25 protein-coding genes and 1 pseudogene are annotated in these 23,859 nt (G+C 63.5%); 14 read left to right on the top strand and 12 right to left on the bottom strand.

Annotation, left to right across the window (positions count from 1 at the left end):
• Positions 1–182, bottom strand: a pseudogene (locus C480_RS08345) (hypothetical protein); the annotation flags it as partial.
• Positions 183–498: 316 nt separating this feature from the next.
• Here C480_RS08345 and C480_RS08340 point away from each other — a divergent pair.
• Both C480_RS08340 and C480_RS08335 read left to right on the top strand, forming a co-directional pair.
• A complete protein-coding gene (locus C480_RS08340) occupies positions 499–1,215 on the top strand; it encodes an AAA family ATPase (protein WP_006665171.1) in 717 nt (238 codons plus the stop codon).
• Positions 1,216–1,313: 98 nt separating this feature from the next.
• Positions 1,314–1,727: an RNA-binding domain-containing protein gene (locus tag C480_RS08335; RefSeq protein WP_006665170.1), complete on the top strand. Its 414-nt coding sequence runs from the start codon at positions 1,314–1,316 to the stop codon at positions 1,725–1,727.
• A gap of 32 nt (positions 1,728–1,759) precedes the next feature.
• On the opposite strand, the gene C480_RS08330 is transcribed toward C480_RS08335, so the two are convergent.
• The 3 genes from C480_RS08330 to C480_RS08320 form a co-directional block, all read right to left on the bottom strand.
• The gene (locus C480_RS08330; RefSeq protein ID WP_006665169.1) at positions 1,760–2,770 is read right to left on the bottom strand and encodes a hypothetical protein; all 1,011 of its coding nucleotides are present in this window, start codon (positions 2,768–2,770) and stop codon (positions 1,760–1,762) included.
• 257 nt (positions 2,771–3,027) lie between these two features.
• Entirely contained in the window at positions 3,028–4,413 is a 1,386-nt protein-coding gene (locus C480_RS08325) for a signal recognition particle protein Srp54 (protein WP_006665168.1), read from the bottom strand.
• A gap of 143 nt (positions 4,414–4,556) precedes the next feature.
• Positions 4,557–5,522: a hypothetical protein gene (locus C480_RS08320; protein ID WP_006665167.1), complete on the bottom strand. Its 966-nt coding sequence runs from the start codon at positions 5,520–5,522 to the stop codon at positions 4,557–4,559.
• Positions 5,523–5,629: 107 nt separating this feature from the next.
• Here C480_RS08320 and C480_RS08315 point away from each other — a divergent pair, with 107 nt between their 5' ends.
• The 9 genes from C480_RS08315 (at position 5,630) to C480_RS08275 (ending at position 14,519) form a co-directional block, all read left to right on the top strand.
• Complete coding sequence (locus tag C480_RS08315; protein WP_006665166.1) at positions 5,630–6,379, top strand: hypothetical protein; 750 nt, start codon at positions 5,630–5,632, stop codon at positions 6,377–6,379.
• 188 nt (positions 6,380–6,567) lie between these two features.
• A complete protein-coding gene (locus C480_RS08310) occupies positions 6,568–8,259 on the top strand; it encodes a spermidine synthase (protein ID WP_241433804.1) in 1,692 nt (563 codons plus the stop codon).
• Between the two features lie 2 nt (positions 8,260–8,261).
• Positions 8,262–8,747, top strand: coding sequence for a hypothetical protein (locus C480_RS08305; protein WP_006665164.1), 486 nt, complete (start codon positions 8,262–8,264; stop codon positions 8,745–8,747).
• Positions 8,748–8,843: 96 nt separating this feature from the next.
• A complete protein-coding gene (locus C480_RS08300) occupies positions 8,844–10,943 on the top strand; it encodes a pentapeptide repeat-containing protein (RefSeq protein WP_006665163.1) in 2,100 nt (699 codons plus the stop codon).
• 69 nt (positions 10,944–11,012) lie between these two features.
• The gene (locus tag C480_RS08295) at positions 11,013–11,234 is read left to right on the top strand and encodes a type II toxin-antitoxin system HicB family antitoxin (RefSeq protein WP_006665162.1); all 222 of its coding nucleotides are present in this window, start codon (positions 11,013–11,015) and stop codon (positions 11,232–11,234) included.
• A 93-nt stretch (positions 11,235–11,327) separates the two neighbouring features.
• Positions 11,328–11,867: a hypothetical protein gene (locus C480_RS08290; RefSeq protein ID WP_006665161.1), complete on the top strand. Its 540-nt coding sequence runs from the start codon at positions 11,328–11,330 to the stop codon at positions 11,865–11,867.
• 90 nt (positions 11,868–11,957) lie between these two features.
• Positions 11,958–13,421: a dihydrolipoyl dehydrogenase gene (locus C480_RS08285; RefSeq protein WP_006665160.1), complete on the top strand. Its 1,464-nt coding sequence runs from the start codon at positions 11,958–11,960 to the stop codon at positions 13,419–13,421.
• Between the two features lie 287 nt (positions 13,422–13,708).
• Positions 13,709–14,050, top strand: coding sequence for a hypothetical protein (locus C480_RS08280; protein WP_006665159.1), 342 nt, complete (start codon positions 13,709–13,711; stop codon positions 14,048–14,050).
• 286 nt (positions 14,051–14,336) lie between these two features.
• Positions 14,337–14,519 carry a hypothetical protein gene (locus C480_RS08275; RefSeq protein WP_006665158.1) on the top strand — a complete coding sequence of 61 codons (183 nt, stop codon included), beginning with the start codon at positions 14,337–14,339 and terminating at the stop codon, positions 14,517–14,519.
• A 120-nt stretch (positions 14,520–14,639) separates the two neighbouring features.
• Here C480_RS08275 and C480_RS08270 read toward each other — a convergent pair whose 3' ends face one another.
• Positions 14,640–15,440 (bottom strand): sulfurtransferase, encoded by an 801-nt coding sequence (locus C480_RS08270; protein ID WP_006665157.1) that lies wholly within the window; start codon positions 15,438–15,440, stop codon positions 14,640–14,642.
• Positions 15,441–15,721: 281 nt separating this feature from the next.
• Here C480_RS08270 and C480_RS08265 point away from each other — a divergent pair, with 281 nt between their 5' ends.
• The 3 genes from C480_RS08265 to C480_RS08255 all read left to right on the top strand — a co-directional run bounded on the left by C480_RS08265 (position 15,722) and on the right by C480_RS08255 (position 17,672).
• Positions 15,722–16,588, top strand: coding sequence for a sulfurtransferase (locus C480_RS08265; protein WP_006665156.1), 867 nt, complete (start codon positions 15,722–15,724; stop codon positions 16,586–16,588).
• Positions 16,589–16,756: 168 nt separating this feature from the next.
• Positions 16,757–16,966 carry a hypothetical protein gene (locus C480_RS08260; protein ID WP_006665155.1) on the top strand — a complete coding sequence of 70 codons (210 nt, stop codon included), beginning with the start codon at positions 16,757–16,759 and terminating at the stop codon, positions 16,964–16,966.
• A 49-nt stretch (positions 16,967–17,015) separates the two neighbouring features.
• On the top strand, positions 17,016–17,672 hold the full coding sequence (locus C480_RS08255) for a hypothetical protein (RefSeq protein ID WP_006665154.1): 657 nt from the start codon (positions 17,016–17,018) through the stop codon (positions 17,670–17,672).
• Between the two features lie 59 nt (positions 17,673–17,731).
• On the opposite strand, the gene thiM is transcribed toward C480_RS08255, so the two are convergent.
• The 7 genes from thiM to pfdA form a co-directional block, all read right to left on the bottom strand.
• Entirely contained in the window at positions 17,732–18,571 is an 840-nt protein-coding gene (gene thiM, locus C480_RS08250; protein WP_006665153.1) for a hydroxyethylthiazole kinase, read from the bottom strand.
• Positions 18,568–19,236 carry a thiamine phosphate synthase gene (thiE, locus tag C480_RS08245; RefSeq protein WP_006665152.1) on the bottom strand — a complete coding sequence of 223 codons (669 nt, stop codon included), beginning with the start codon at positions 19,234–19,236 and terminating at the stop codon, positions 18,568–18,570. The genes thiM and thiE overlap by 4 nt, the downstream gene beginning before the upstream one ends.
• 24 nt (positions 19,237–19,260) lie before the next feature.
• On the bottom strand, positions 19,261–19,878 hold the full coding sequence (locus C480_RS08240; protein WP_006665151.1) for a GNAT family N-acetyltransferase: 618 nt from the start codon (positions 19,876–19,878) through the stop codon (positions 19,261–19,263).
• A 70-nt stretch (positions 19,879–19,948) separates the two neighbouring features.
• Entirely contained in the window at positions 19,949–20,671 is a 723-nt protein-coding gene (locus tag C480_RS08235) for a phosphatase PAP2 family protein (RefSeq protein ID WP_006665150.1), read from the bottom strand.
• A gap of 167 nt (positions 20,672–20,838) precedes the next feature.
• Positions 20,839–21,546, bottom strand: a complete 708-nt coding sequence (locus C480_RS08230; RefSeq protein WP_006665149.1) for a hypothetical protein — start codon at positions 21,544–21,546, stop codon at positions 20,839–20,841.
• Positions 21,547–21,698: 152 nt separating this feature from the next.
• Positions 21,699–23,138 carry a signal recognition particle-docking protein FtsY gene (ftsY, locus tag C480_RS08225; RefSeq protein ID WP_006665148.1) on the bottom strand — a complete coding sequence of 480 codons (1,440 nt, stop codon included), beginning with the start codon at positions 23,136–23,138 and terminating at the stop codon, positions 21,699–21,701.
• Positions 23,139–23,278: 140 nt separating this feature from the next.
• On the bottom strand, positions 23,279–23,731 hold the full coding sequence (gene pfdA, locus C480_RS08220; RefSeq protein WP_006665147.1) for a prefoldin subunit alpha: 453 nt from the start codon (positions 23,729–23,731) through the stop codon (positions 23,279–23,281).
• Between the last annotated feature and the right edge of the window lie 128 nt (positions 23,732–23,859).

The following is a 23,859-nucleotide window of genomic DNA, read 5'->3' as shown; positions in this document are numbered from 1 at the left end:
CCGTCGTCTCCGCCGCCATTTCCGCCGTCCATACCGTCGTCTCCGCCGCCATCGCCGCCCATACCGTCGTCACCGCCGGTATCGTCTTCCTGTTGGTCGTCGCTACAGCCCGCGACCGCTGTAACTATGCCGGCTCCAAGAGCCGCCGTGAACCGACGCCTGTTGAGGGTTGGTGCTGTCATATCAGCACCTGAACCGATGATGGAGTGATAAATAATGCGTACCGTCCGTTTGGACGAACAATGCCGATTCAGACGAATTACCGATGGTCCCATCCATGAGAACGACTCGTTTTCCCAGCGCGTGTTGTTCTCACTCACGCAACGAATTCCCTACCGCTGTCGATCGAGTTCAGGAGGAAGAAACGAGTCCGTAGGGGACAAACTATCGCGGTCCTAACGAGTTTCGGCAGCTACAACTTCGGGATGGCGTCGGACACGGGCTATCTTGCGTCGGCGAACACAGCCCTTATGCACGTCTCGCCGGTACGTTTCCTCGATGCACGTCATCGGAACGGTGGGACTTCCCGGCAGTGGCAAGGGCGAGGCAGCCACCGTCGCACGCGAGGATGGGATTCCGGTCGTGACAATGGGCGATGTCGTCCGCCAGGAGACGGCGGATCGCGGTCTCGATCCGACGAAAGACCACGGCACGGTCGCACAGGCGTTGCGCGAGGAGAACGGCCCGGCGGCCATCGCCGAGCGCTCGCTCCCCATGATCGAAGACCGCTTGCAAAACCACGAGACGGTCCTGGTCGATGGCATTCGTTCGGATACCGAAGTCGACGCGTTCGAGGAGCGATTCGGCGAGTCGTTCACGCTGATCAGTATCGAAGCCCCGTTCGAGGTTCGTGCCGACCGCATCGATGCCCGCGGCCGTGACGTCCGCGAAGCCGACGGCGGGGAGGGGCTGGCCGCCCGCGACGAACGTGAACGCGGCTTCGGCATGGACGATGCGATGGATCGCGCCGATGTCGTCGTCGAAAACACCGACTCGCTCGAGGCGTTTCACGAGCGCATCCGGTCGATCATCCGTACGGGATCGACTGGTGATGACCGTGATAGCGATCGTGATGGCGATCGCGATAGTGACAATAACGGGAGTGGTGGTGACAACTCCGAAGCCGAACCCGAACCCGAATCTGAATCTGAATCTGAACTCGGGGCCGACACGACGACCGAGACTGAGGCCGAGACAGAGGAACCGCAGCCGTAGCTATCGAACTAACCCGCTACCACGACTGACATCGATCCCAACACCGATATCGATACCAATACTGATTCCGTTACTGAGACACTGAGACCCTGATACACATGACCGACATCTACCGCGTCACCGTCGAAATTACGGCACCGATCTACGATACCGAGGTGACGAGTCGGGTCGCCGACGCCGTCGCCAATATCTTCCCGAACGCCGATCTCGAGGAATCAGTCGGCGAAATCCGAGGGGAAACACACTCGATGGAACACCTCTCCGAACTGCTCCACAGACAGGAAATCCTCGACACCGCTCGCGGCGAGTTCTTCTCGACGCGCGAGGGCGAGACGTTCTCGTTCGCGCTCAAAAAGCAGGCCGCCTTCGAGGACCGGATCACCTTCTCGGTCGGCGAACCGGACGAACTCGGCGAGATCAGTGTCCGCGTCCGCGTCGAGGAGCCGACGGTCGAGGAGTATATCGATCACATCGCGCCGCCGACGGAAGACGGACAACCGGTCGAGGGGTGAGGCGACTCCTTCTGGTCTACTCGTCTACTGGTCTACTGATCCCCGCAGTCTCCCGCCGCCGCAAGCGCTTCGTCGGCCTCGTCTTGATATTCCCGGGCGGTGAGATAGTTTCCGTTATCAGCAGCCGCTGCCGCCTCGGTGAACGCCGCCGCTGCCGACTGCAAGTGACTACTCTGACAGTGTGCCGTTTCGAACGACGCTGCGAGTTCGGTGGGTGCCTCGTCGCGACTCTCCGCGACCGTTTTCCGTCCCGCCGTGAACGCCGACTCGGCATCGACAAACGAAGCTTCGGCCTCCTGGTAGCCACCGTCGTCTATGAACTCGCGGCCGGCCTCGAGTGCAGCGTAACCGTCGAGAAGATCGCCGTAGCTGCCCGCGAGAGCGGTTTGGGCGTCGAGAATGGTTCCGAGGGTCGAGAGGCCGTCCGTGAGCCGGTCGAGATCGATGGTCGGCAGGGCCTCGAACCGGTCCTCATCGAGGCCGTCGATACTCGTCCGAGCGGTCTCGTGGGTCGTCTGTGCCTCGTCGAGGAGCGCGGTTCGGTCCTCGATGGTCGTAGTGGCCTGCTCGAGATCCGTTTCGGTGTCGTCGGTTTCTTCGCCGGCCCCCTCGAAGACGGTGCCGACTTCCTCGATTTCCGCCGACAGTTCGTCATCGCTAACAGTTGCAGTTACCGAAACTAATTCTTCGAGGCTATCGGCGTACTCCCGACCGGTTTTAACGTCGGGTTGTCGGTCGGCTTCGAGTTCGGTGGCGGCCGTATCGAGTGCCGAGCGAGCGGTGTCGATCGTCTCATAATAAGGGGTCGGATCGAACGCAGTCTCTGTCGATTCCTGTACGCCACGGTCGAAGGTCTCGTCGGTCTGCGTTCCGAGTTCGATCGCGACCTCGTTGAGGCGTCCGATCGCACGATCGAGCGCGCGCTGGCCGGTACGGTCCGCGACGACGACCGTTGCGTCGTCGCTGCGAAACGTGTCCAGACAGCCTGCGAGAGCGGCGAGCCCAACGCCGCCGAGCTGTGCGAGTTGCTGCCGTCGGTTCATCGAATCGAGAATGTGTGTCCTCCTGTATTAACATGCTGGTAGATATGTCATATCGAGTGAGCCAGTGAGTGTCCGCACCAAGTGTTCTGTGTCCGAAATTGCCCCACTGATGACACTCACAACTATCGAGTGGTCACTTGGTTTTCAGTACCTGTGAGACAGGAGAGACAGTCACGATACGTGCTCTTTGCAACTCCCAAGCTGAACTCGATACGAGGACGAAGAGCGAGAGACGGGAGAGGACCGAGAAGGATCCCTTAAAACGGCCCCAGACCGCCCATGCCGCCGCCACCGCCGCCCTGTTGCATCTGTTTCATCATGCGCTGCATCTCCTGTTCGGAGCCCATGCCCTGGAACTGCTTGATCGTCTTCTCCATCATCTTGTACTGCTGGAGGAGTTCACGAACCTGGTCCTCGTTCGTCCCGGAGCCGCGGGCGATGCGTTCGATCTGGCTCGCGCCGATGGCTTTGGGGTACTCCTTTTCGGCCTCGGTCATGGAGTCCATGATGACGCTGAAGGTGTGCATGCGCTCCTGAGTGACGTCCATCGCGTCGTCGGGGAGCTGGTCTTTGATCCCGCCGCCGAAGCCGGGGATCATGTCCATGACCTGGTCGAGCGGCCCCATGTTGTTCATCGCCTCCATCTGTTTTTGCATGTCGTTCAGGGTGAACTGGCCCTGGAGCATGTCCTCGGGATCCCAGTCGTCTTCTTCGATCTCGGTCTGCTCCATCGCGCGCTCGACGCGCTCTGCGAGCTGGCCGAGGTCTCCCATCCCGAGCAGGCGGGAGATGAAGCCGTCGGGTTCGAAGCGTTCGACGTCCTGGACCTCCTCGCCGGTGCCGAGGAAGGCGATCGAGGAATCGGTCTGGTCGACGGCCGTCAGGGCACCGCCACCCTTTGCGGTCCCGTCTAATTTCGTGATGACGACGCCGTCGATGCCGATCGACTCGTCGAACTGCTGGGCCTGTTCCTTGGCTCCCTGGCCGATCGCCGCGTCGAGCACGAGCAGCGAGGTGTCGGGATCGACGACGCCCTCGATCTGCTCGATCTCGTCGATCAGGTCGTCCTCCAGCGCGTGGCGACCCGCCGTGTCCACGATGTGCACGTCGGCCTCGCTGGTTTCTTCGAGTCCCTTGCGGGCGATTTCGACCGGGTCGTCGTTGTCCGGATTGCCGTAGAAGTCGACCTCGGCACGGCTTGCCATCTCCTTTGCCTGGTCGTAGGCACCTGGCCGGAAGGTGTCGGTCTGGATGACCGCCGGACGGAGCCCCTTCGTCGAGAACCACCAGGCCATCTTCGCGGCGGACGTCGTTTTCCCCGACCCCTGTAGCCCCGCCAGGAGAATCGTCTGTTCCTCGAGCGGCAGTTCCGTCGAGTCACCGATGAGACCGACGAGTTCTTCGTAGACGATGCGGAGGACGAAGTCCCGTGCCGGCGTGCCGGCCGGCGGTTCCTCCTCGAGGGCGCGTTCTTTGATGTTGTCCGACAGCTCCATCACGAGCGACACGTCGACGTCGGCGGAGAGCAAGGAGCGTTGGATCTCCTTGACGATCTCCTCGACGTCCTCCTCGCTGATTCGTGACTTCCCGCGGAGTTTATCGAGACTGCTCCGCAGAGAACTCCCGAGATCGTCGAGTACCATTTGCTCGGTCTACGGGACGACGGTGTTAAAGGTTTTATCTAGACGACAGCCGTCCCAAAACGGTGTCTGGCCGACGAGCGGCTGGTGGCAACGAACGCGACGGTCGCGCATCGGTGGCGCGTTGAGCTGGACTGTGAGTCGTCCTAGCCGAGAATCCGCTTTCGTTCGTCGGGCGAGAGTTCGACTTGCCCAGTTGCAAACGGCGTACAATGTTCGCACTCGAACGCCCCGTCGCCGCTATCGTAGGTGCGAATCGGCCGACTGCACAGGAAGAAGGCGTCGCGCTGTTTGCGCGTGATGACGGCGTCTGCGCTCTCGCCGCAGTTGGGACACCACTCTTTGTCAGGTGCCGGCTCCTGATAGGTGATCTTGTGACGGCCGAAGAACGCCTCCCCGTAGGCGTCCTCCCGGGTCGTCTCGATAAGGGCTTCCGGCGGAAGCGGATCAGCTTCGAGTTCGTTATCGTAGCCGCTTTCGGCCCCGATCGTCGCCGTGACGTACGGGCCGACGCTGACGCGGTTCTCTCGGCCGACGACATAGACCGTCGCGTCGATCGCCTGGCCCTCAATGCGAACGTCGTTCCCCCAGCCGGTCACGTAGACGGTGAGATCGTGGCGCGCGTCGGTGACGGTTAGCTCGTTCTTCCCGCCTCGGATCGAGACGCCATCGCGCGGGTCCCGGACGCTGTGGCGTTGCTGCCAGCCCGATACCGAGACCTCGTAGTCGTCCGGTGACCGGGTCGGTGCGGCCGCGTCGTCGAAGAAGACCTGCTCGGCGCCGACGGTCGAGACGTGTTCGGCCGCCCCGTGTTCGACAAAGACGTCTTCGGCCTCGGTGACGAGAACGTCGCCGTCGACGCGATCGACATAGCCGTCCTCGATATCGCCCGCCATCACCGTTCGAACGTCGTCCCTGTCGACGTGCTCACCCTCGGTCGGCACATCCGTGAAGACGTATTCTGGATCGAAGATCGTGAGCCGTCCGTCGACGGCATCGGCGCGCACGTACACATCGTCAGCACCGCGGAGTTCGATGGGCGTCGCCTCGCCGCCGTCCAGCCGAACATCACCCGTGAGAGACCGTTGTACTGCGTTCTCGTTACCGGCCATAGTACTCGTGACGTACTCACCGCGTTCACTTCAACTGTTCGAACAGTGAACAATCGGCGATTCATCAAAACGCAAAGCACTTTGTGATAGAACGATCACAGGAGCGTATGAATCGACGGCGTCTCCTCCGCGTTTCCGGAAGCGGGCTGGCGATTGCAGTCGGAGGACTCGCCGGCTGTCTGGGGAGCAGCGACGAGACCCCGCCGCCGCGCGAGTCCACGGTATTCGATGACATCTCGATCGTGGAGGGGACGATGGAAATTGCCCTCGTCTCGGAACCGGAAGTCGAGTCGCGCGCCGACAACGTCGACGCCCCAGTTGCCACGCCGCTCGTTCCGATCGGTCTCGCACGCGCCGGATCGAGATCATCGAGTTCAGGATCGGGATCAAGCGGTGCGACGAGTCGCGGGAACGGCGTCCCCTCGTCGGCACCCACGGGTCGCCACGGCTGGGCCATCTACGGTGCGAGTTCCGGCAGCCACTGGCGCGATAACCACGACGATGAACTCGAGACGTATCGGGCCACCATTGCTACCCTCGGCGTCTCCTACATGGGTTCGAACGACGCGTATCAGGCGGAGTCTCCAGGGCCGGAGCCGGCTGACTGGGACGAGGAATGGTCCGACCCCGAACTCGGATCGATGTTCGAAGTCGACCTCCCCGGCCTCTCTGCGGACGGACAGGGGGAGACAGAAACCGAATCGGAGATCGATGCGGGGTGGTACCGCGTCGGGACACATCTCGAATCGCCGGATGGCGATACCGATTTCGGGTGGCAGGCTGCGGACTTCAAGCTTGAGCAGGCAACCAGTGGGTGGACCATCGACGAGGCCTGGCACGTGCGACCGCGAGTGTAGGCGTCGCCGGTAGGGTCGTCGGACCGTCGTGCTGTCGCCATCGCTGCCGTCAGCGTTGTCGTTCATCGCTCTCACGAGCGGCTGAGACGGCGCTGTGACGTTCGACGAAGGAACCTTCAGACACTATGTCAGATGATGGAATGACTACCGCCACCGGATCTCGGACCCCAGCCCCGGCTCGCGGGTTCGTGACCGATCGGCGCGTAACGCTCGCGGTGACGTTCGTCGTCGCCTTCTGTTCGATCGCGTACGAACTCGTCTACTCGGAGTTGCTGACGGTGTTTTTTGGCGGGACCGTCCTCAGGTACTCGATCACGATCGGCCTCTACATGTTCTCGCTCGGAATCGGGTCCGTCCTCTCGGCGCAGCTCGGCGAGCCCGAGTCGAATTTCCTCCGGACCGAGGTGTATCTCGCAATCGCTGGCCCTGTCGGGGCGATGGCGATCATCGGGATCAACTCGCTCCCGCCGGTCAGCGTTCCCGGCGCGGGTGCACTGATCCTCGGCCTCTCACACGTCCCGATCCTCGTCGTCGGCGTGCTATCGGGGTTCGAGGTGCCGCTGCTGACTGATCTCGTCGAGGATCGAGAGGATACGGTCTTTGCGTCGCTCGGCCGGCTCTACCCGCGACGAATCGTCCGCGGGATCCTCACCGTCTTCTTCACGGTCGGCAAGCCCGACGAGCGGTCGTTCTCCGAGGTGCTCGGCGTCGACTATCTCGGAGGGCTTGCCGGGACGGTCGTCTATGCGCTCGTGTTGTACCCCCGGTTCGGGCTCGTCGTGAGCGTCTTCGCACTGGGCCTGTTGAACGCACTCGCCGCACTGGGGTTTGCCGCGTGGACGTTCTCGGGAGCAACCCGCACGCTCTCGCGTCCAACCGCCGGGAAGTGGCGCGCCCTCCTGCTCGTCGGCCTCCTCCTGACCGGCACCTACGGCGGTCTCATCGGCCACCCGAACGCGGTTGACCGCGCGGTGACGACGACCTATCTCGAACGAACTATCGAACGCGAGTTCCCCGAGGGCGTGGCAAGCGTGGATACCCGGAGCTACGATACCACGCCGTATCAGACCGTCCTCACCTACGAACGTGAACTCGAGGGACACGCCGGAACGGAGACGTGTCTGCATCTCGATCGGGCGATCCAGTTCTGTGACACCTGGGTCGACTCCTATCACAGCGGACTCGTCGACGTTCCCATGACGACCTTCGACGATCCGTCCTCGGTCGACGTGTTGCTCGTCGGCGGTGGCGACTATATCGCCGTCGACCATCTCCGCCAGTACAATGCGTCGGTCGATCAGGTCGATATCGATGGCGAGTTCCTCGAGATGGCGCGGGAGCGAGAGTTCTTCCGGCAGTATAACGACGAGGCGTACGAGTACGATCGACTGAACACGACCACCGAGGACGCGTTCACCTATCTGGAGGCAACTGATGAGACGTACGACCTCATCCTCCTCGATATTCCGGGTGTCCGAAGCGACGAGACGCTGTCTCTGTACTCGACGGAGTTCTACTCGCTGCTTCGCGACCACCTGAGCGACGAGGGCCTCGTCGTCTCCTGGGTCTATACGAGCGGCGACCACCCCACCCACAGCAAAGTCTACGCCAACACGGTTCGTGAGGCCGGTTTTGACCGGTACCTTCCGTACTACGTCTACGACGACCTCGATGGGGATACGGAACTCGAACCCGGTGAACGATTTTACGTGCTCTCGGACGGGCCGACACCGGAACCTGCTCTCCAGCGCGCCGAGAGCGACTATATTCATAAGAATGCCGAGACGTTCGAGACGTGGCAGTGGCGATCGCTTCCGTCCTATCGGGGCGTCGAACCGAACAACGTCTTCCGCCCTAACTACGATATTATCGTCGATTGACAATGACACAGGATACCCTTCAGTTCGTTCACGCCGACTCTCCGCCGGCGACCGACGGCGTCCGCGTGTTCGACTCGCTCACACGACCACTGCTGGGAACCGAGTTCACGTTTCGGATCATCGGCAGCTCTCACTACATCAGCGCACCCACCTATGAGTTCTATGAACTCTCGACCTGCAATCCCACCTCGGTAGTTGGCCGCGATGGAACAGCGATCTCGCTCAATCCGGACCAGCCCTCCCGCCGGCTTGTCTTCGAGACCGACGCGCTGCGGTGTGTGACGGTCGTCGATCACCGTCCGCTTTCGGCGTTTCCCCGCGACCGATATCTGTCACAACCCGATTCGTTCGACCTCGCGTACTCGTTCGACGGGGAGTCGGAAGCCGTCACGACGATCGAACTCGACGAGGGCGGCTACGAGACCTATCACACGTATCCCGAGTTCGAACTCGCGTTGTACACGCGGACTGCCCTTACGAGGAAGTGACTCGTCGACACCTGCGGTGAACCGTTCTCGCGGTAGTGGCCGGCGGACGAGTTGTCTTCTAAACTTATATGATTCCGATTTACCTACTGATCCACCATGGAAGATACACGAGGGGATGCGGCTGACGATCCCGCGACCGTTGATCCCTCCATTCTCCATCTTTCGCCGGCCGAACGGGAGGCACGAGGGATCACGGACGACGACGTTCGCGAGACGTTTCGGACGGTCCTCGAACGCGGTACCGAAGACCAGAAGGATCTCAGCGGCGTCACGCTACCTGCACTCGCGTTGGATCGGACCACCCTGGAGAGCGTCGATCGCTATCCGGTCGATCTCAGCGGGGCGACCATCGAAGCGCTCTCGCTGTCGCACTCTCGGGTGACAGTTCCGGTCGTTCTGGACGGGGCGACTCTCGGATCGCTTCGAGTGACCGAGGCACACGTCGAGACACCGGTTTCGTGTTCGGACGTGACCGTCACCGGAGAGACCAGCCTCTTCGAAGCGCAGTTCGACAACGATGTTGCGTTCGACGGCGCGACATTCGAGGGGCCGGTCGACTGTGATGAAGCTACCTTTCGCGATGACGTTCGGTTCGACGAGGCCACGTTCGATGACGAGGTGACCTTCCGGGCGGCGGAGTGTCACGGTGACTCGAATCACCTCGATGACAACACGACGTTTTCCGGAGCGACCTTCCGCTCGACGGTTTCCTTTCGTGAGACCGAGTTCGGCTTCACGATGTTCGATGATCTCACGTGCTGCGAGACGGCCGTTTTTCAGGAGGCGACGTTCACCGGCGACGCGGAGTTTCACGGCGCTGAATTCGGTGCAGACGCTGATTTCGACGAAGTCGAGTTCAGGGATGATACTGCGTTCACCAACGCGACGTTTCAGCAGCAGGCGACGTTCCGTGGGGCCTCGTTCGCCGGCGGCGCTCGAACGCTGATCGACGATGCCAGTTTCGCCGAAGCAGTCTTTCACGACGCAGTTACGTTTCGCCGGGCGTCGTTTCGCTACGTCACGTTCGCCGACGCCGAATTCCGCGGGACTGCACGCTTCGAATCGGCGACCTTCGACGGGGATGCGGACTTTCCCAACGTCTCGTTCGCCCGCGCGGTCAACTTCGACGAGGGTCGATTTCGCGAAGACGCCGACTTCTCGGGCGGTCAGTTCGACGGGCCGTGTGCCTTCCGCGGCTGTGAGTTCGTCGGTGGGGCGAATCACCTCAAAGACGACGTGTCCTTCGAGCAGGCGCGATTCGCCGACGACGTCGACTTTCACGACGCCGAAATCGCATCCGCGAACGTTCGAAACGTGGCGTTCGGCGGCACGGTCGATTTCAGTCGCTGTCTCGTCTCAGAACGGATCGATATCGAGGCGCACGGAATCGACGACGATGCGTTCGTCGATTTCACGCGCGGTAAGATCCGAAGTGGACGGATCGTTCAACCCGCCGAGGGCTGGATCCGGTACGATTTGACACTCGCGAGCGTCGGCGACGTTGAACTCGAGGCCGAACGGACAACGGACCGCCGCCAACTCCTCGATTACTTCCGGTTCTGCCGGACCGAGTTCGACGAGTTCGATGGCCATACGTTCGACTTCAGCGGACATCGCGAGTATCTCGACCGAAACGGCTGGACGATTCACGGCTTCGACGAGCCACGGACGGACGAGTTCGATCCCGACTACGCTCTCGAGATGACGCCGGAAGTCGTCGAGACGACGTATCTGAAGGCCAAACAGAGCGCAAGCGAGATCGGCGATATGAAGACTGCCGGCGAGTTCCGCGTCAAGCGCCAGCGGTACAGCCGTCACAAGACGCTCGAGGCTGTTTCCGATCCGGATGCGGGACTGTGGACTCGGTTGAAGAATCTGGGTCGAGTGGTGGAGAACTGTTTTCTCGGGCTCACCTGTGGGCACGGGATGCGGCCGATGCGGATCGGCATCGTCTTCGCCATCGCGCCGCTGTTTTTCGCAATACCGTATGCGTTTGGCGGCCCGCTCTTCGAAACCGGGGCGGAGGGGTTCTACGAGAATCTCTACTTCAGCTACATCAGTTACACGACGATCGGATACGGAGATATCGGGCCGATCGGCCCGCTCGCCCGACTGCTCGCCGGGTCCGAGGCGTATCTCAGTACGGTCCTTGCAGCACTGCTCGTGTACGCGTTGGTTAAACGGTCCGAACTGTAATGAGAGGGCACACGGACCACACGTCGGCACGTCGGTGAGTATTTCACTCGACCCCGACAATACTCGCGTATGAGCTCCGATGCAGACGTTGATCCCTCGGAGTACGACGCGCTCGAGGATGCGGACGTGACGCTGCGAGTCAACGATCACGGACTTCACATTGCCGACGACGAGGCGACTGGCGTCTCGAGCCAGGGACAGACCCCGGAGGAGGCCCTCGAAAACCTCGCGGCCGCAGTCGAATCGTACGAGGAAGCGACTGCTGACGACCCAGGTGACGACTGGCTCTAACGACTGACCGAGTTCTCCTCGCTGTCGACGCGGTTGGTTCTACGTTCGGACCAGAGCGAATACCACCGGGGACCGTGAGGTATGGCCCGTAGTATGGACGGACCACGACGCGATTCATCGCAACGGAACGAAGCGACGAACGAAGAGACTGGAGTCGACCGACGCCGAGTTCTCCGGGCGGGGACGGGACTTGCGGCGACGACGCTCGGAATCGCGGCGCTCGGCGGGCAGGCGGCCGCCCACTTCCCGCCGGATCTCGAGATCGAGATCAAACCGGGGAGCGGAAGCGATCCGGCCCCGATCAATCCGCGGAGCCAGGGCGTCGTTCCGGTCGTCGTCTTGCAGACGGACGAGTTCGATCCGACGAGCGAGCCCGTTCGGTATCGGTTCGGAGCACCCGATGTCGTCGGCGACGGCGGCGGTGCGCGGCCGGTGCACGGCGGTCACGAAGTCGATGTGAACGGGGACGGGCGAACGGCGCTCCAATTGCACTTTCCGGTCGACGAAACCGGGTTCGACGGCGACGAATCGAGCGGTCGACTCGAGTGGGAACGCAGTGAGGACGGAAACCACGGGCTCGCCGGAACGGGGGCGGTGACGATCGTCGGCTGCCAGGATCCCGGCCGGGACTGACCGGGACTGATCGGGACGGAGCCGCGGCGGACACCGTCCGTTCGGATAGCAGGCTTCAGTTTTACGCGGCCGTCCGTGATTATGGCGTGTATGGACGCGTACGATCTGGTCGTTCTCGGCGGCGGATCGGGGAGTCAGGTCGCGACCGCAGCAGCCGGCGACGGGCTCTCCGCCGCCATCGTCGAACCCGGACCGCTCGGCGGGGCCTGCGTCACTCGCGGCTGCGTTCCCTCGAAAGCGCTCATTCACCGGGCGGACATCGTCGCTGAACTCCGCCGCGCTTCGGAGTTCGGCATCGACGCCGAACTCGAGGCCGTCGACTACGGCGAGTTCACCGCGGCGATCCACGACGCGGTCTACGAGAAGGCGGATCGGCAGGCGAAATCGATCGAGGCGGCCGAGAACGTCGACCGCTACCGCGGTACGGGGCGGTTCGTGGACGAGCGGACGATCGAGATCGATGCCAGCGACGGCGATGACGCTGATTCGGGCGACACGGACGGCGAGCGGATCCGCGGCGACACCGTCGTCATCGCCGTCGGCGGTCGTCCGGTCGTGCCGCCGATCGACGGGCTCGAATCCGTCGAGTTCCTGACGAGCGAGGACGCGCTCTTCCTCGACTCCCAGCCCGATTCGCTCGTGATCGTCGGCGGCGGCTACATCGGCGCGGAGCTGGGCTACTTCTTCGGCGCGCTCGGGACCGAGGTCACGATCGTCGGGCGAAGCGACCGGTTGGTGCCGCGGGAGGACGACGCCGTCAGCGACGTCGTGACCGATTCACTCGGCGAGTACTGTGACGTTCGGACAGGGTACGAAGCGACGGCCGTCGAGGAGGCCGACGGCGGTATCGCCGTGACGGCCGAGCCGAGCGGCGACGAGGGTGACGGCGGCGACGCGATCGACCGCGAAGCCGACGACCTCCTGCTCGCGGCCGGTCGGCGGCCGAACACCGACACCCTCAACCTGGAGGCGACTGGCGTCGAAACGGACGAGTCGGGCCACGTCGAAACCGACGACCGGCTCGAAACGAGCGTCGACGGGATCTGGGCGCTCGGCGACGTGCTCGGCGAGCAACCCTACAAGCACGCGGCGGACTACGAGACTCGCGTCGTCACCGCGAACGTCCTCGAGGACGCCGGCGAGACGGTCGACTACGGCGCGATGCCCCACGCGGTTTTCACGTCCCCGCAGGTCGCGAGCGTCGGGCGGACCGAAGGTGAACTCGAGGACGCGGGCCGCGAGTTCAGTGTGGCGACGGTGCCGGTGGACGCCGCGCCGCTGGGGATGATCCTCCACGCCGACGACGGGTTCGTCAAGGTGCTTGCAGCCCCGGACGGCGAGATTCTGGGCTGTCACATCGTGGGGCCCCACGCCTCGACGCTGATCCAGGAGGTCGTCACCGCGATGGACCGCGGGGAGGGGACCGTCGACGACGTTGCGGAACCGGTTCACGTGCACCCGGCGCTGTCGGAGGCGGTCTACGCGGCGTTCGATGAACTCTCGTCGCGGCGGTATTCGACGGCACCGGATTGGCGAGATACCGACGGCGCTTGACGGCAGTGGATCGCGGTCGCGTTCTGGATTCTGCTCCTTCCCGGCGTTCAGCGGTAGATATAAGTCACTACCAGTCAACAATTAGGACGGAAGCCATTAAACGGGCATTGAAATGCCCCGGATGCAGGAACATCCGAGACGTGGCTTCCAAACCTACGAGGGTTTGTAGCCATGTTTGCGTACATTCTCACGGGATATAAACATCCCGCACGACTGATGCATCGCACTATTCGATCAGCAGCAGGTATCTCCTGGCGAATTACGAGCACAACGAGGTGTCGGTTGGGATGAGCGACGACGCCGACGACAGCGCCCAGAGTGGCGACGGCGGGAACGAAGACGACACCGACCAACCCGACCGACTCGCCCAGTGTGAACTCCCGCGCTGTCCCCGCTGTGGGAGGCCAATTGCACAGCGAACCATGATCGGCCCCGGCGAAGCCATCGCCGGCCCCTGCGGCTGTCGCGTCGCTCCGCCGGACCCCTCCACCGGCTCCGACCCCGACCCCGGCACCGCTGCCGATGCCGGTACTGGTACCGATGCCGATACCGCCCCCAGCACCGACACCGACACCAACCGATCCGGTCCCAATACCGCACCCGACACCGACCGATCCAAACCGAACTAACCCCCGCGAACCGAGTTCAGTAACGCGGTTCCACCGCGGGTGAACTCGCGTCGCGGCGGGCAGCCGAGTTGCCACCGGGTGTTCGAGACGATCGGACCACCATCACGATCCAACCACATCCATCGAACCACCACGCTCGCACCCGGCGGTGAACTTGGCCCGAAACCGCGGCGCGAGCGGCGGCGTTCGAAGTCCGCGCTAGTGATTCGGAACCCGTACCGTCCGAACGAGTTCTGAACGCGATTCAAAACAAAACCATATTGTCATCTCCCGATGGACTCTCGCTATGGAACTCGTCGGCCGGACGCTTCGAGACCGGATCGTGCAGGCTCTCGTCGTGTTTCTCACGCTCCTGGTCATTCAGTACGTCCAGAACTCGATCGAGTGGGGGTATCTCGTGTCCGTCGCTGCGCTATTTTTTGTGATTATGATTCCGCTCGACGCGATTCGAAGTCGGTTTGAGCAGTAATCCCGTTCTCGGGCGTCCTCTCGCACGCGTTCGCTCTCGAGGGAACGAAGTGATACTCGACGTTCTCGTCCCTATCAACGCCCGCTTCCCAGGGTCGCCGAGACGGAACTCGCGAACTCGCTACCGTTCGACCGGTCCGCTTTCGACCTCGCCGTCCATCGCCAGCCACTCCGTGAGGCTGCCCTCGTAGACCGACACGTCCTCGTAGCCGAGCGCCCGGAGGACGACGTAGGTGTGGCTGATCCGCCGCGCCGTGTTACAGTAGAGAACGATCTCGCGGTCGCGCGTAATGTCGTGATCCTCGAGAAGCGCCTCGAGTTCGTCCGCCGGCAGGAGGCTCCGCGTCTCGTCGTCGACGGCCTCGCGCCAGTCGAACCGGACGGCACCGGGGAGGCGGGCCTCCTCGAACTCGTCGCGTTCGCGGGTGTCGACCAGCAGCGCGTCGCGCTCGATGGCGTCTTCGACGGCCGACAGGTCGACCAGCGGGCTTTCGTCCGGGTCGAGCGGTTCGGGGTCGTAGGTCGTCGGCTCGAACTCGGGTTCGTTCGATGTCGTCTCGTACTCCAGGTTCCAGGCGCTGAAGTCGCCGTCGAGCAGTCGCACGTCGTCGTGGCCGTACTCGAGCGCGGTGAGATACAAGCGGGCGGCGAAGACGCCGTGGGTGTCGTCGTAGGCGACGATGGTATCCTCGGGGCTGATTCCGGCCGTCGAGAGTAAGTCGGCGAACGGGTCGGCCCCGGGGAGGGTTCCCCGGTCGATATCGGTGTCGTCCCGATAGCTGTCGAACGGGATGTTGACGGCCCCGGGAATGTGACCGATCCCGTCGTACTCCCACGCGTCCCTCACGTCGACGAGGCGTACCTCCGGGTCCTCACGAGCGTCTGCGAGCCAGTCGAGATCGACGACGACGGATTCGTCCATTGCGTGCTCGAACTCGGTCCAGCACGGAGAGGACACCGATCCCGGCACGTCTCCCCTCGATACCGGAATAGCGGCAACATGATCCGCGATTGTGGCGGACTGAACTCGGTGTGGGGCCGGAAACCGGCGGCGTTCGCCGGCTTTCACTTCCTTGCGGTGGTGCTGGTGTCAATCGGCAATCCCGGCGCACATCTACCGGCAATACCATCCGGAACAGTTGATCGGCGACCGAATTGTCCGGTTCATGAGCCACTATGACCCTGGGGTGCCTGGGCTCGGGTATGGCAACGAACGAGTACGCCAACGACGTGCTGGTCACGGCCGACTGGGTCGAGGACCGTCTCGACGAGTTCAAGAGCGACGATCCCGGACATCGGCTGGTCGAGGTCGACGTGGACACGGAGGCCTACGACGAGGAACACGCACCCGGCGCGGTCGGGTTCAACTGGGAGACGCAACTGCAGGACCAGACTCGCCGCGACATCCTCGAGAAGGAGGATCTCGAGGAGTTGTTCGGGTCTCACGGGATCAGCGACGACTCGACGATCGTCCTCTACGGCGACAACTCGAACTGGTTCGCCGCCTACACCTACTGGCAACTGAAGTACTACGGCCACGACGAAGTCTACCTGCTCGACGGCGGCCGCGAGTACTGGCTCGAGAACGACTACCCGACGACCGAGGAGGTACCGGACTTTTCGGCCGTCGAGTACGACGCCGACGGCCCGCGCGAGAACATCCGCGCCTACCGCGACGACGTCGAGAAGGCGATCGAGCGCGGCGTTCCGCTGGTCGACGTCCGCTCGCCGGAAGAGTTCAGCGGCGAGGTGCTCGCCCCGCCGGGACTGCAGGAGACGGCCCAGCGCGGCGGCCACATCCCGGGTGCGCAGAACATCTCCTGGGCGGCCGTTACGGACGACGAGGGCAAGTTCAAGAGCCGCGACGAACTCGAAGAACTCTACGCCGAGAAGGGCATTACGGGCGGCGAGACGACCGTCGCTTACTGCCGCATCGGCGAGCGCTCCTCGGTCGCCTGGTTCGCCCTGCACGAACTGCTCGGCTACGAGGACGCCGTCAACTACGACGGCTCCTGGACCGAGTGGGGTAACCTGGTCAACGCGCCCGTCGAAACCGGCGACGCGAACTAACGGGACCACGAGACCGCTCGCGGTCGCGCTCATGCGGTGACCGGCACCGCTCGCGATGGCTGTCTCGACCGTCGGCTCCGCCGATTCGTACCGATTCTTTTTCGAGCCGCGTGCGATCGAAACTGCTATCTCCCCGACAGGAGATGCTGCGACCGTGACTCCACTCCGATGACCGACGACACCGACTGGCTCAGGAGCCGTAAAACGACGAACCAGTTGCTCGCCTTCGGGATCGTCGTTCTCGCTGCCGGATTCGTCAGCGTCGGCGAGATCGGCCCCGCGTCGATCCGGTTCGTCGCGGAGACGCTCCTCGTCGTGATACTCGTCTGTTCGATCGCGCTCTTTCTCGCGCTCCTGGCCCGAACCGACGACTCGTAGCGTCGGCGGCTGACGATAGGTCTAACTATCGGGTTCCCAAAGCACCGGTATGGCTGACGATAGCGACACTGCCGCCGACTTCGACGCCTTCCTCGACACCGTCCGCGAAACCGCCCAGACCGAACTCTCGCGACTCGGCTCCTCGAAATCGCTCTACGCCGAGACTGGCGGGGACATCGACACCGAACCCGTGCTCGAGGCGACCGCCGACGCCGAGTACGCCGCCTGGCAGACCTTCAGCGCCTGGGCCGACGACGAATCCCACGACGGTGCACGCGAGGCGTTCGAAGCGACGGCCGCGGAGGAAGAAGGACACTTCGAGACCGTCCGCGACGAACTCGGCGATGACGAGTACGAACCGGACGCGATCCCGGCCCTCCACGACCACCTGCGCGGAATCGACGAGACGGTCGAACGCGTCGGTGCACTCGCCGGTCGCATCCTCGCGAGCAAGCGCTCGAAAGAACAGGTCGTCGGCTACTTCGTCGGCGACGCCGACCCCCAGACCGCCGCCGTCTTCCGCGAGTTCGGCGACGACCTAGATGCCCAACTCGAACGCACCGGCGAGGTATTCGCGGCCGTCTGCCAGTCCGAGGCGGATCAGGAGCGTGCGATGGACGCCGCGACGGGCGCTATCGAGGCCGCCTACGCCGAGTACGTCGAGAATATGGAAGCGATGGGTGCGAACCCGAAGCCGGTCTGCTAAGCGCTCTTCATCTTCACCTTCATCTTCACCGCCGCATCCGCCATACCCGCACACCCGCCTCACGCGACCCGCTCGACGCGGCCGCTGAACTCGAGGTCGAGTTCGGAGACGACATCGGCTGTCAGCCCGGCGACTGCATCGTGGAAGTTCGTCCGGTAGCTCGCCGGTCCCTCGTAGTGGAGTTCGGCGGCGCGTTCGCCGGCGATGCCGAAGGCGAGCGTGCCGTGGAGTGCGGCGGCGTGTTTGTCCTCGAGTGCGCCGTTGAACGCCGCAAGCGTCGCGCCGAGCATGCAGCCGGTGCCGACGACTTCGCCGAGCATTTCGTGGCCCGCGGTGAGTCGATAGGTGCTGTCGGCGTCGGCGACGATATCTTCGACGCCGGAGGCGACGACGATCGACCCGGTCGAGTCCGCGAGCGACCGCGCCGTCTCCTCGATTTCCTCGTAGTCGCCGACCGATTCGACGCCTTTCACGTCCGCCTCGACCCCGGCGAGCGCGCTGATCTCGCCGTAATTGCCCTTGATCACGGTGAACGTCGTGTCTGTGAGTAGCGTCTGTGCAACGTCCTTGCGCGTCGGCGTCGACCCGACGCCGACGGGATCGAGGACGATCGGGATTCCGCGCTCGGTCGCCGTCTGTGCGGCCTCGCGCATGGCGTCGACTTTCGTCGCCGGAACCTGGCCGGTGTTGAGCAAGAGCGCGTCCGCGCCGTGGGCCATCTCGCCGGCATCGCCGGGCGAGTCCGCCATCACCGGCAACCCGTCCCAGTGCAGGATAAGGTTCGCCACGTCGTTCATCGTCACCTCGTTCGTCAGTGCCTGGACGAGCGGCGCTGACTCGTCGATCGCCCGTAAGGAATTCGCGAGTTCAGCGCTGGGTACGTCGATCGAGTCAGTCATGGCTGTCCCTCCGTTCTCGAGGGGCTTTGCGTTGGCGCTTCGAGAGCCGCCGAGAGCGCTTCGGTCGCAGCCCGTGGATCGTCGGCGGCGGTGATTTCGGAGATGACGGCGACGCCGGTAGCGCCAGCGTCGGCGACGAGGCCGGCGTTGTCGGCGGTGATGCCGCCGATGCCGACGACCGGGATCGAGACGGCGTCGGTGATCTCGGCGACGCGCTCGGGGCCGATGCCGTCTTTGTGTTCGGCGACAGCCTTCGATGTCGTTCCGTAGATCGAGCCGACGCCGAGGTAGTCCGCACCGTCGGCTTCGGCCCGCCGTGCCTCGGCAACCGTCGAGGTCGAGCAGCCGACGATCGCGTCGGGACCGAGCAGGTCGCGCGCGACTGCGACCGGGAGATCGGACTGTCCCACGTGGACGCCGTCGGCGTCGATCGCCTGTGCGAGATCCACCCGGTCGTTGACGATGAGCGCGACGTCCGCCTCGGCCGTGAACTCGCGGAGTTCGCGCCCGAGTTCGTATCGAGTTCGCGCATCGGTGTCTTTCTCCCGAAGCTGAATCGCGTCGACGCCGCCTGCAATGGCCTTGCGGGCGATCTCCGCCGTCGACAGGCCCGCCGAAAGCGAGGCCTGCGTCACGAGGTAGGTGCGCCAGTTCGAGGGTGCCATAGCGACCGTGTCAGTCGGTGGTCACTAAGAGACTTCGGTCGACCCCGCTGTGTCGAATACCTCGTCCGTTTCGGCTGCGAGCAACGAGCCCACGTCGCCCGCCTCGCTGAACGCTTGGAACGGTGTGGGTCGATCCGGGTCGTCCTCCTTCTCGGCGAGCGGGCGTCGCCACCAGCAGACGTCGTGCCAGGCGTCCTGCGTGTAGCCCATCGCGGGAAAGTCGCCGAGCCGTTCGAAGCCCAGTCGCTCGTGGAACCGGACCGTGTCCGGATTCGGCAGCGTCGTCACTGCGTAGGCGTCGCAGTAGCCCTGCCGCTCGAGAACCGCAAATAACGCCTCGTACAGCGCGCGACCGACGCCCGACCGGCGGGCGTCCTCGGCCACGTAGACCGAGAGTTCGACGAGCCACTCGTAAGCCTGACGCTTGCGCAGCGGCCCCGCGTAGGCGTAGCCAGCGACGCCTGCATCGGTTTCGGCGACGAGCCACGGATACCGTTCGAGCGTCGACTCGATGCGGTCGGCCATTTCGGACTCGGTCGGCGGCGTCTCTTCGAACGTGACCGACGAGGACGTACAGAACGGCGCGTAGATTTCCCGGACGGCGGCCGCGTCCGAGCGGGTTGCGACGCGGATGGTTTCCATACCCTCCGTTTTCGGTCGGGTGTGATAAACGCGCCGTCACCGTCACCGCGTCGCCGTCACCGCATCGTCGTCACCGGCTTCCCGGAACCGCTGTCAGCCGCTCCCGGCCGACGAGCCGCCAGCCGACGACCGCACCGAGCGACCCGAGGAGAACGAGCATCGAATCGAGGGTGGCGCTGCTCGCGACCACCGCGGCGACGCTCAGAGCGGCCGCGATCGCGAAGACGACCGTCTGTTCGTCGTCCGGATACCGCGTCAGCAGGCCCGTGACCGCGAGTAGGAACGCCAGCCCGATCCCGATTCCGGCGACCACATCCACGACGAAGTGCACGCCGAGGGCGACCCGGGAGAGACAGACCACCGTGACGAGCGTTCCCGCCGCGAGCACTCGCCGTCGCAGCGTCCAGAGCGACAGCCGCACCGCCAGACTCCCGTAGACGACCGTCGTCACCAGCGCGTGCCCGCTCGGAAAGCCGTAGCCGCTCGCCGTCCCGGTGAACTCGTACAACGGGCGGACCGTCGGCGAAAGCGTCTCGAGTTCGACGAGCGCGTGTGCCGGCCGCGGCAGCGCGAAGGTGTACTTGAGCGTCGTAATCAGGGCGAATCCGGCCAGGCCGAGGCCGGCAACGGTGAGGACTTCCCCTCGCTCGCGCGGGCGACGCCAGTAGAGCACGCCGAGGAGGACCGCGAGAAACCAGATATCGCCGAGTTGCGTCACGAGCGCGACGACGATGGCGGCCCACTCGGGGATGGTTTCTTGAATCGGATCGAACACGCCGATACCGCGGGACATATCGAGGGCTATGGAGGGTGTGCGCATAAGCTACTGGTGTTTTGCCGCCGGTGGGCCGATGGGGCAGTGGCTATTGATTTTGGTCTTGTTCTCACTCTCATTCTCACTCTCGCTCTCGGTCTTGTTCTCACTCTCATTCTCACTCTCGCTCTCGGTCTTGTTCTCGTTCATCGGAGGCAGGCGACGAGTTCGCTGTGGGCTCGCTCTCGGGGGTCGGGATCGAACGTCGGGTCGTTGGCGATACCGTCGTAGACGGCTCGCAGGACGACCTCGCCAACGTAATAAACCGCTCGTACACCCCACTTCGTGTTGTTACCGTCGGTTGTTTCAGTTGTCAGGTTGTAGACGAGCGAGACGAGGGTGCCGTTCGATCCCGATCCCGTTGCCGACCCGGTCTCGTTCGTTGCTGGCTCCTCCGTTTCTGCTGCGTTCGCTTCGGTCACATTGCCATTCGTCTCTCCGTCCGCCCCGACCGGTGACGACTGCCGATCGGTGACTGAGAGATCGAACGTGCGCGTCTGGTCCCCGTATTCGACGAGCAGTGCGTTCTGTCGATACGCCTGCTCGAACTCGATCGCGTACTGTGTGGCTGCCCCGGTCGTCGTTTCGGCATCCGGGAGCGTCGACGGATACTCGAGCGGTTCGAGCGACTGCTCCGCCGAACCGTCTTCAAACGTCGACGCGGACGACGTGGCCTCGGGACGGGGCGCCGGACGGGAGAGATCGGTACAGTCGTACGATTCGGGAGTAACCGTCGTCGACGTCTCTGCTGGCGTTTCGGGGTCGTCAAACCACGCTTCCGAACAGCCGGCCGTAAATGGAACTATCGCCGCAACCGTCGCAAGAAGGGACCGCCGAGATCGAGGAGGGCGCATACTTTTCTGTCAGCCACAACATCAATATACATTTCGTCTTCGATCGCTGTTTCCTGCGGTAATCGAGCCGCCGATTCCGAGTGCAGCCACGGTCGCCATCCGTCGCCGTTTTGCGGCACCTCTTCGGTCCAAAACGAGCGGCCCGCTACCCGCTACGCGTCTTCCTCGAGCAATCGATCGACCATCTCGTCCGGATCGAACTGCTCGATATCGTCGTATCCCTGACCGACACCGAGGAACAGAATCGGCTTGCCGGTCACGTGTGCGATCGAAATCGCCGCCCCGCCGTTCGAGTCCGCATCCGCCTTCGTCAAAATTGCGCCATCGACTTCGGCCGCGTCGTTGAACTCGCGGGCGCGGTTGACCGCGTCCTGCCCGGCGACGGCTTCGTCGACGAACAGCGTCATGTCGGGATCGACGACGCGGTCGATTTTCTCCAGTTGGTCCATCAGCCCCTCGTTCGTGTGCAGTCGCCCCGCCGTATCGCCGAGGACGACATCGATGTCGTTGGCTTCGGCGTACTCGACGGCGTCGTACAACACCGCGGCTGGGTCCCCGCCCTGTTCGTGGGCGATGAGCTTCGTGTCGAGCGCGTCGGCGTGTTCCTGAATCTGCTCGTTGGCACCCGCACGGTAGGTGTCTCCGTTCGCCATCACCGTCGAGTAGCCACGGTCCTCGAAGTAGCGGCTGAGCTTTGCGATCGAGGTCGTCTTCCCGACGCCGTTGACGCCGGTGAAGACGATCGTGACCGGCTTGTCTTCGACCGCGATGTGCTCGTCGAAGTCGAACTGACCGACGCTGATCACGTCGTGGATCGCCTCTCGAAGCGCGTTTTCGACGACGTCTCCGGTCGAAGTCGTAAACGTACGCGTCTCTCCGACGAGTTCATCGCGGATGGTGTCGAGGATCTCCTCGGCGACGCCCATCTCGACGTCGCTCGAAAGCAGCGCCATCTCGAGTTCGTAAAGCGGGTCCTCGAGGTCCTCTTCTTCGATGACGAACTTGCCCTTGACGAAGGATTTGGCTTTGCGACCGAAGCCGGTACTGGTGGCGTCGTCGGCTTCTGCCTCGTCTTCGTCTTCGTCCTCTCCCTCGCCTCCGGCCTCAGTCTCGTCGGCTACCGACGCAGTGTCTGCTTCGAGTTCAGCGTCGGCGTCAGTGGCAGCTTCCGGTGTCGTCGTCTCGTTGTCGTGTTGTGATGCTGATTCGGAACCCGGCGAAGAGCCGGGTGTCGCGTCGGTTGCCGGCGCTTGCTCCGACCGAGAGTCGGCCCGGGTCTCCTCGCCACCGTCGCTGGGGTCCGACGCTGAACTCGAAGCGGCGGTCGCAGCGTCGTCTGGCGTGGCGGGCTCGTCCGTTGCGTGAGCGGCAGCGTCCTGGCTGGGGGGAGCCTCTGCGACAGTGCTTTCGGGAGTGTCGGGGTCGATTTCGTCTCCTTCTTCGCCTTCCCGCTCTCCCTCGGCTTCGGCTTCGGCTTCGGCTTCAGCTTCAGCTTCGGCTGCTGTCTCGTCGACTTCCTCCACGTTCTCTTCGGCTGCTTCCTCGGCGTCCTTGCGGAAGCTTCCGAGTTTCTCCTTCAGGTTATCGAACATTGGTAACGGTAACTGTGACTGGAACTGTTGGTGGCTGTGATCGGTCGGTGGTGACTTGGACCCGGTAACTGCGTACTGCGTTCGTAACAGGGAACGGAATCGATCGGTCGTCGAACTGCGGACTGACTACTGCGTATCGACTATTCGTCGGGCTCCTGGCCCTGCCCGCCAAGTTGCTGCATCTGCTGTTGCATCGCCTGCTGTTGGAGTTGCTGGGCCTGCGATTCGAGGTCGTCACTTTCGCTTTCGAGATCGCCGATCTCGTCGTTGAGGTCGTCGATCTGGTCGTCGAGGGTCTCTTTCTTGCGTTCGAGGACCTCGACCGCGTCGTCTTGTTCGAACTCTGCGGCGTAGTCCGATCCGAGTTCGACGATCGCTTCGTCGATATCGTCGATGGTCGCACGCAGATAGGCACCGCCGCCGAGCGGGACCTGTACCGTCGAGTCGCTCTCGAGGGTGTCGAGCGCGTCGATGGCCTCGTCGACTTCGGTCTGCTCTTGCTGGATTTCTTCGACGTTCGCTTCGAGTGCGTCGATCTGTTCTTCGATCTCTTGCAGTTCCTGGGAGAGCTGCTGAAGTTGCTGTTGGCTCATTCTGCATCAACCTCCGTTGTCGTAGTCGTCGTCTTCGATTTCCGTGCGCGTGAGTCCACGCTGGCTGCCGAAACGAGTCTCGGAGTACTCGCGGGCAACAGCCTCGTTTCCGGCCGTAGCCGAGTTCC

The organism is Natrialba aegyptia DSM 13077, assembly GCF_000337535.1.
Taxonomy (GTDB): Archaea; Halobacteriota; Halobacteria; order Halobacteriales; family Natrialbaceae; genus Natrialba; species Natrialba aegyptia.
Note: the sequence above shows the minus strand (reverse complement) of the source record. Positions and strands in the feature narration are given on the sequence as shown.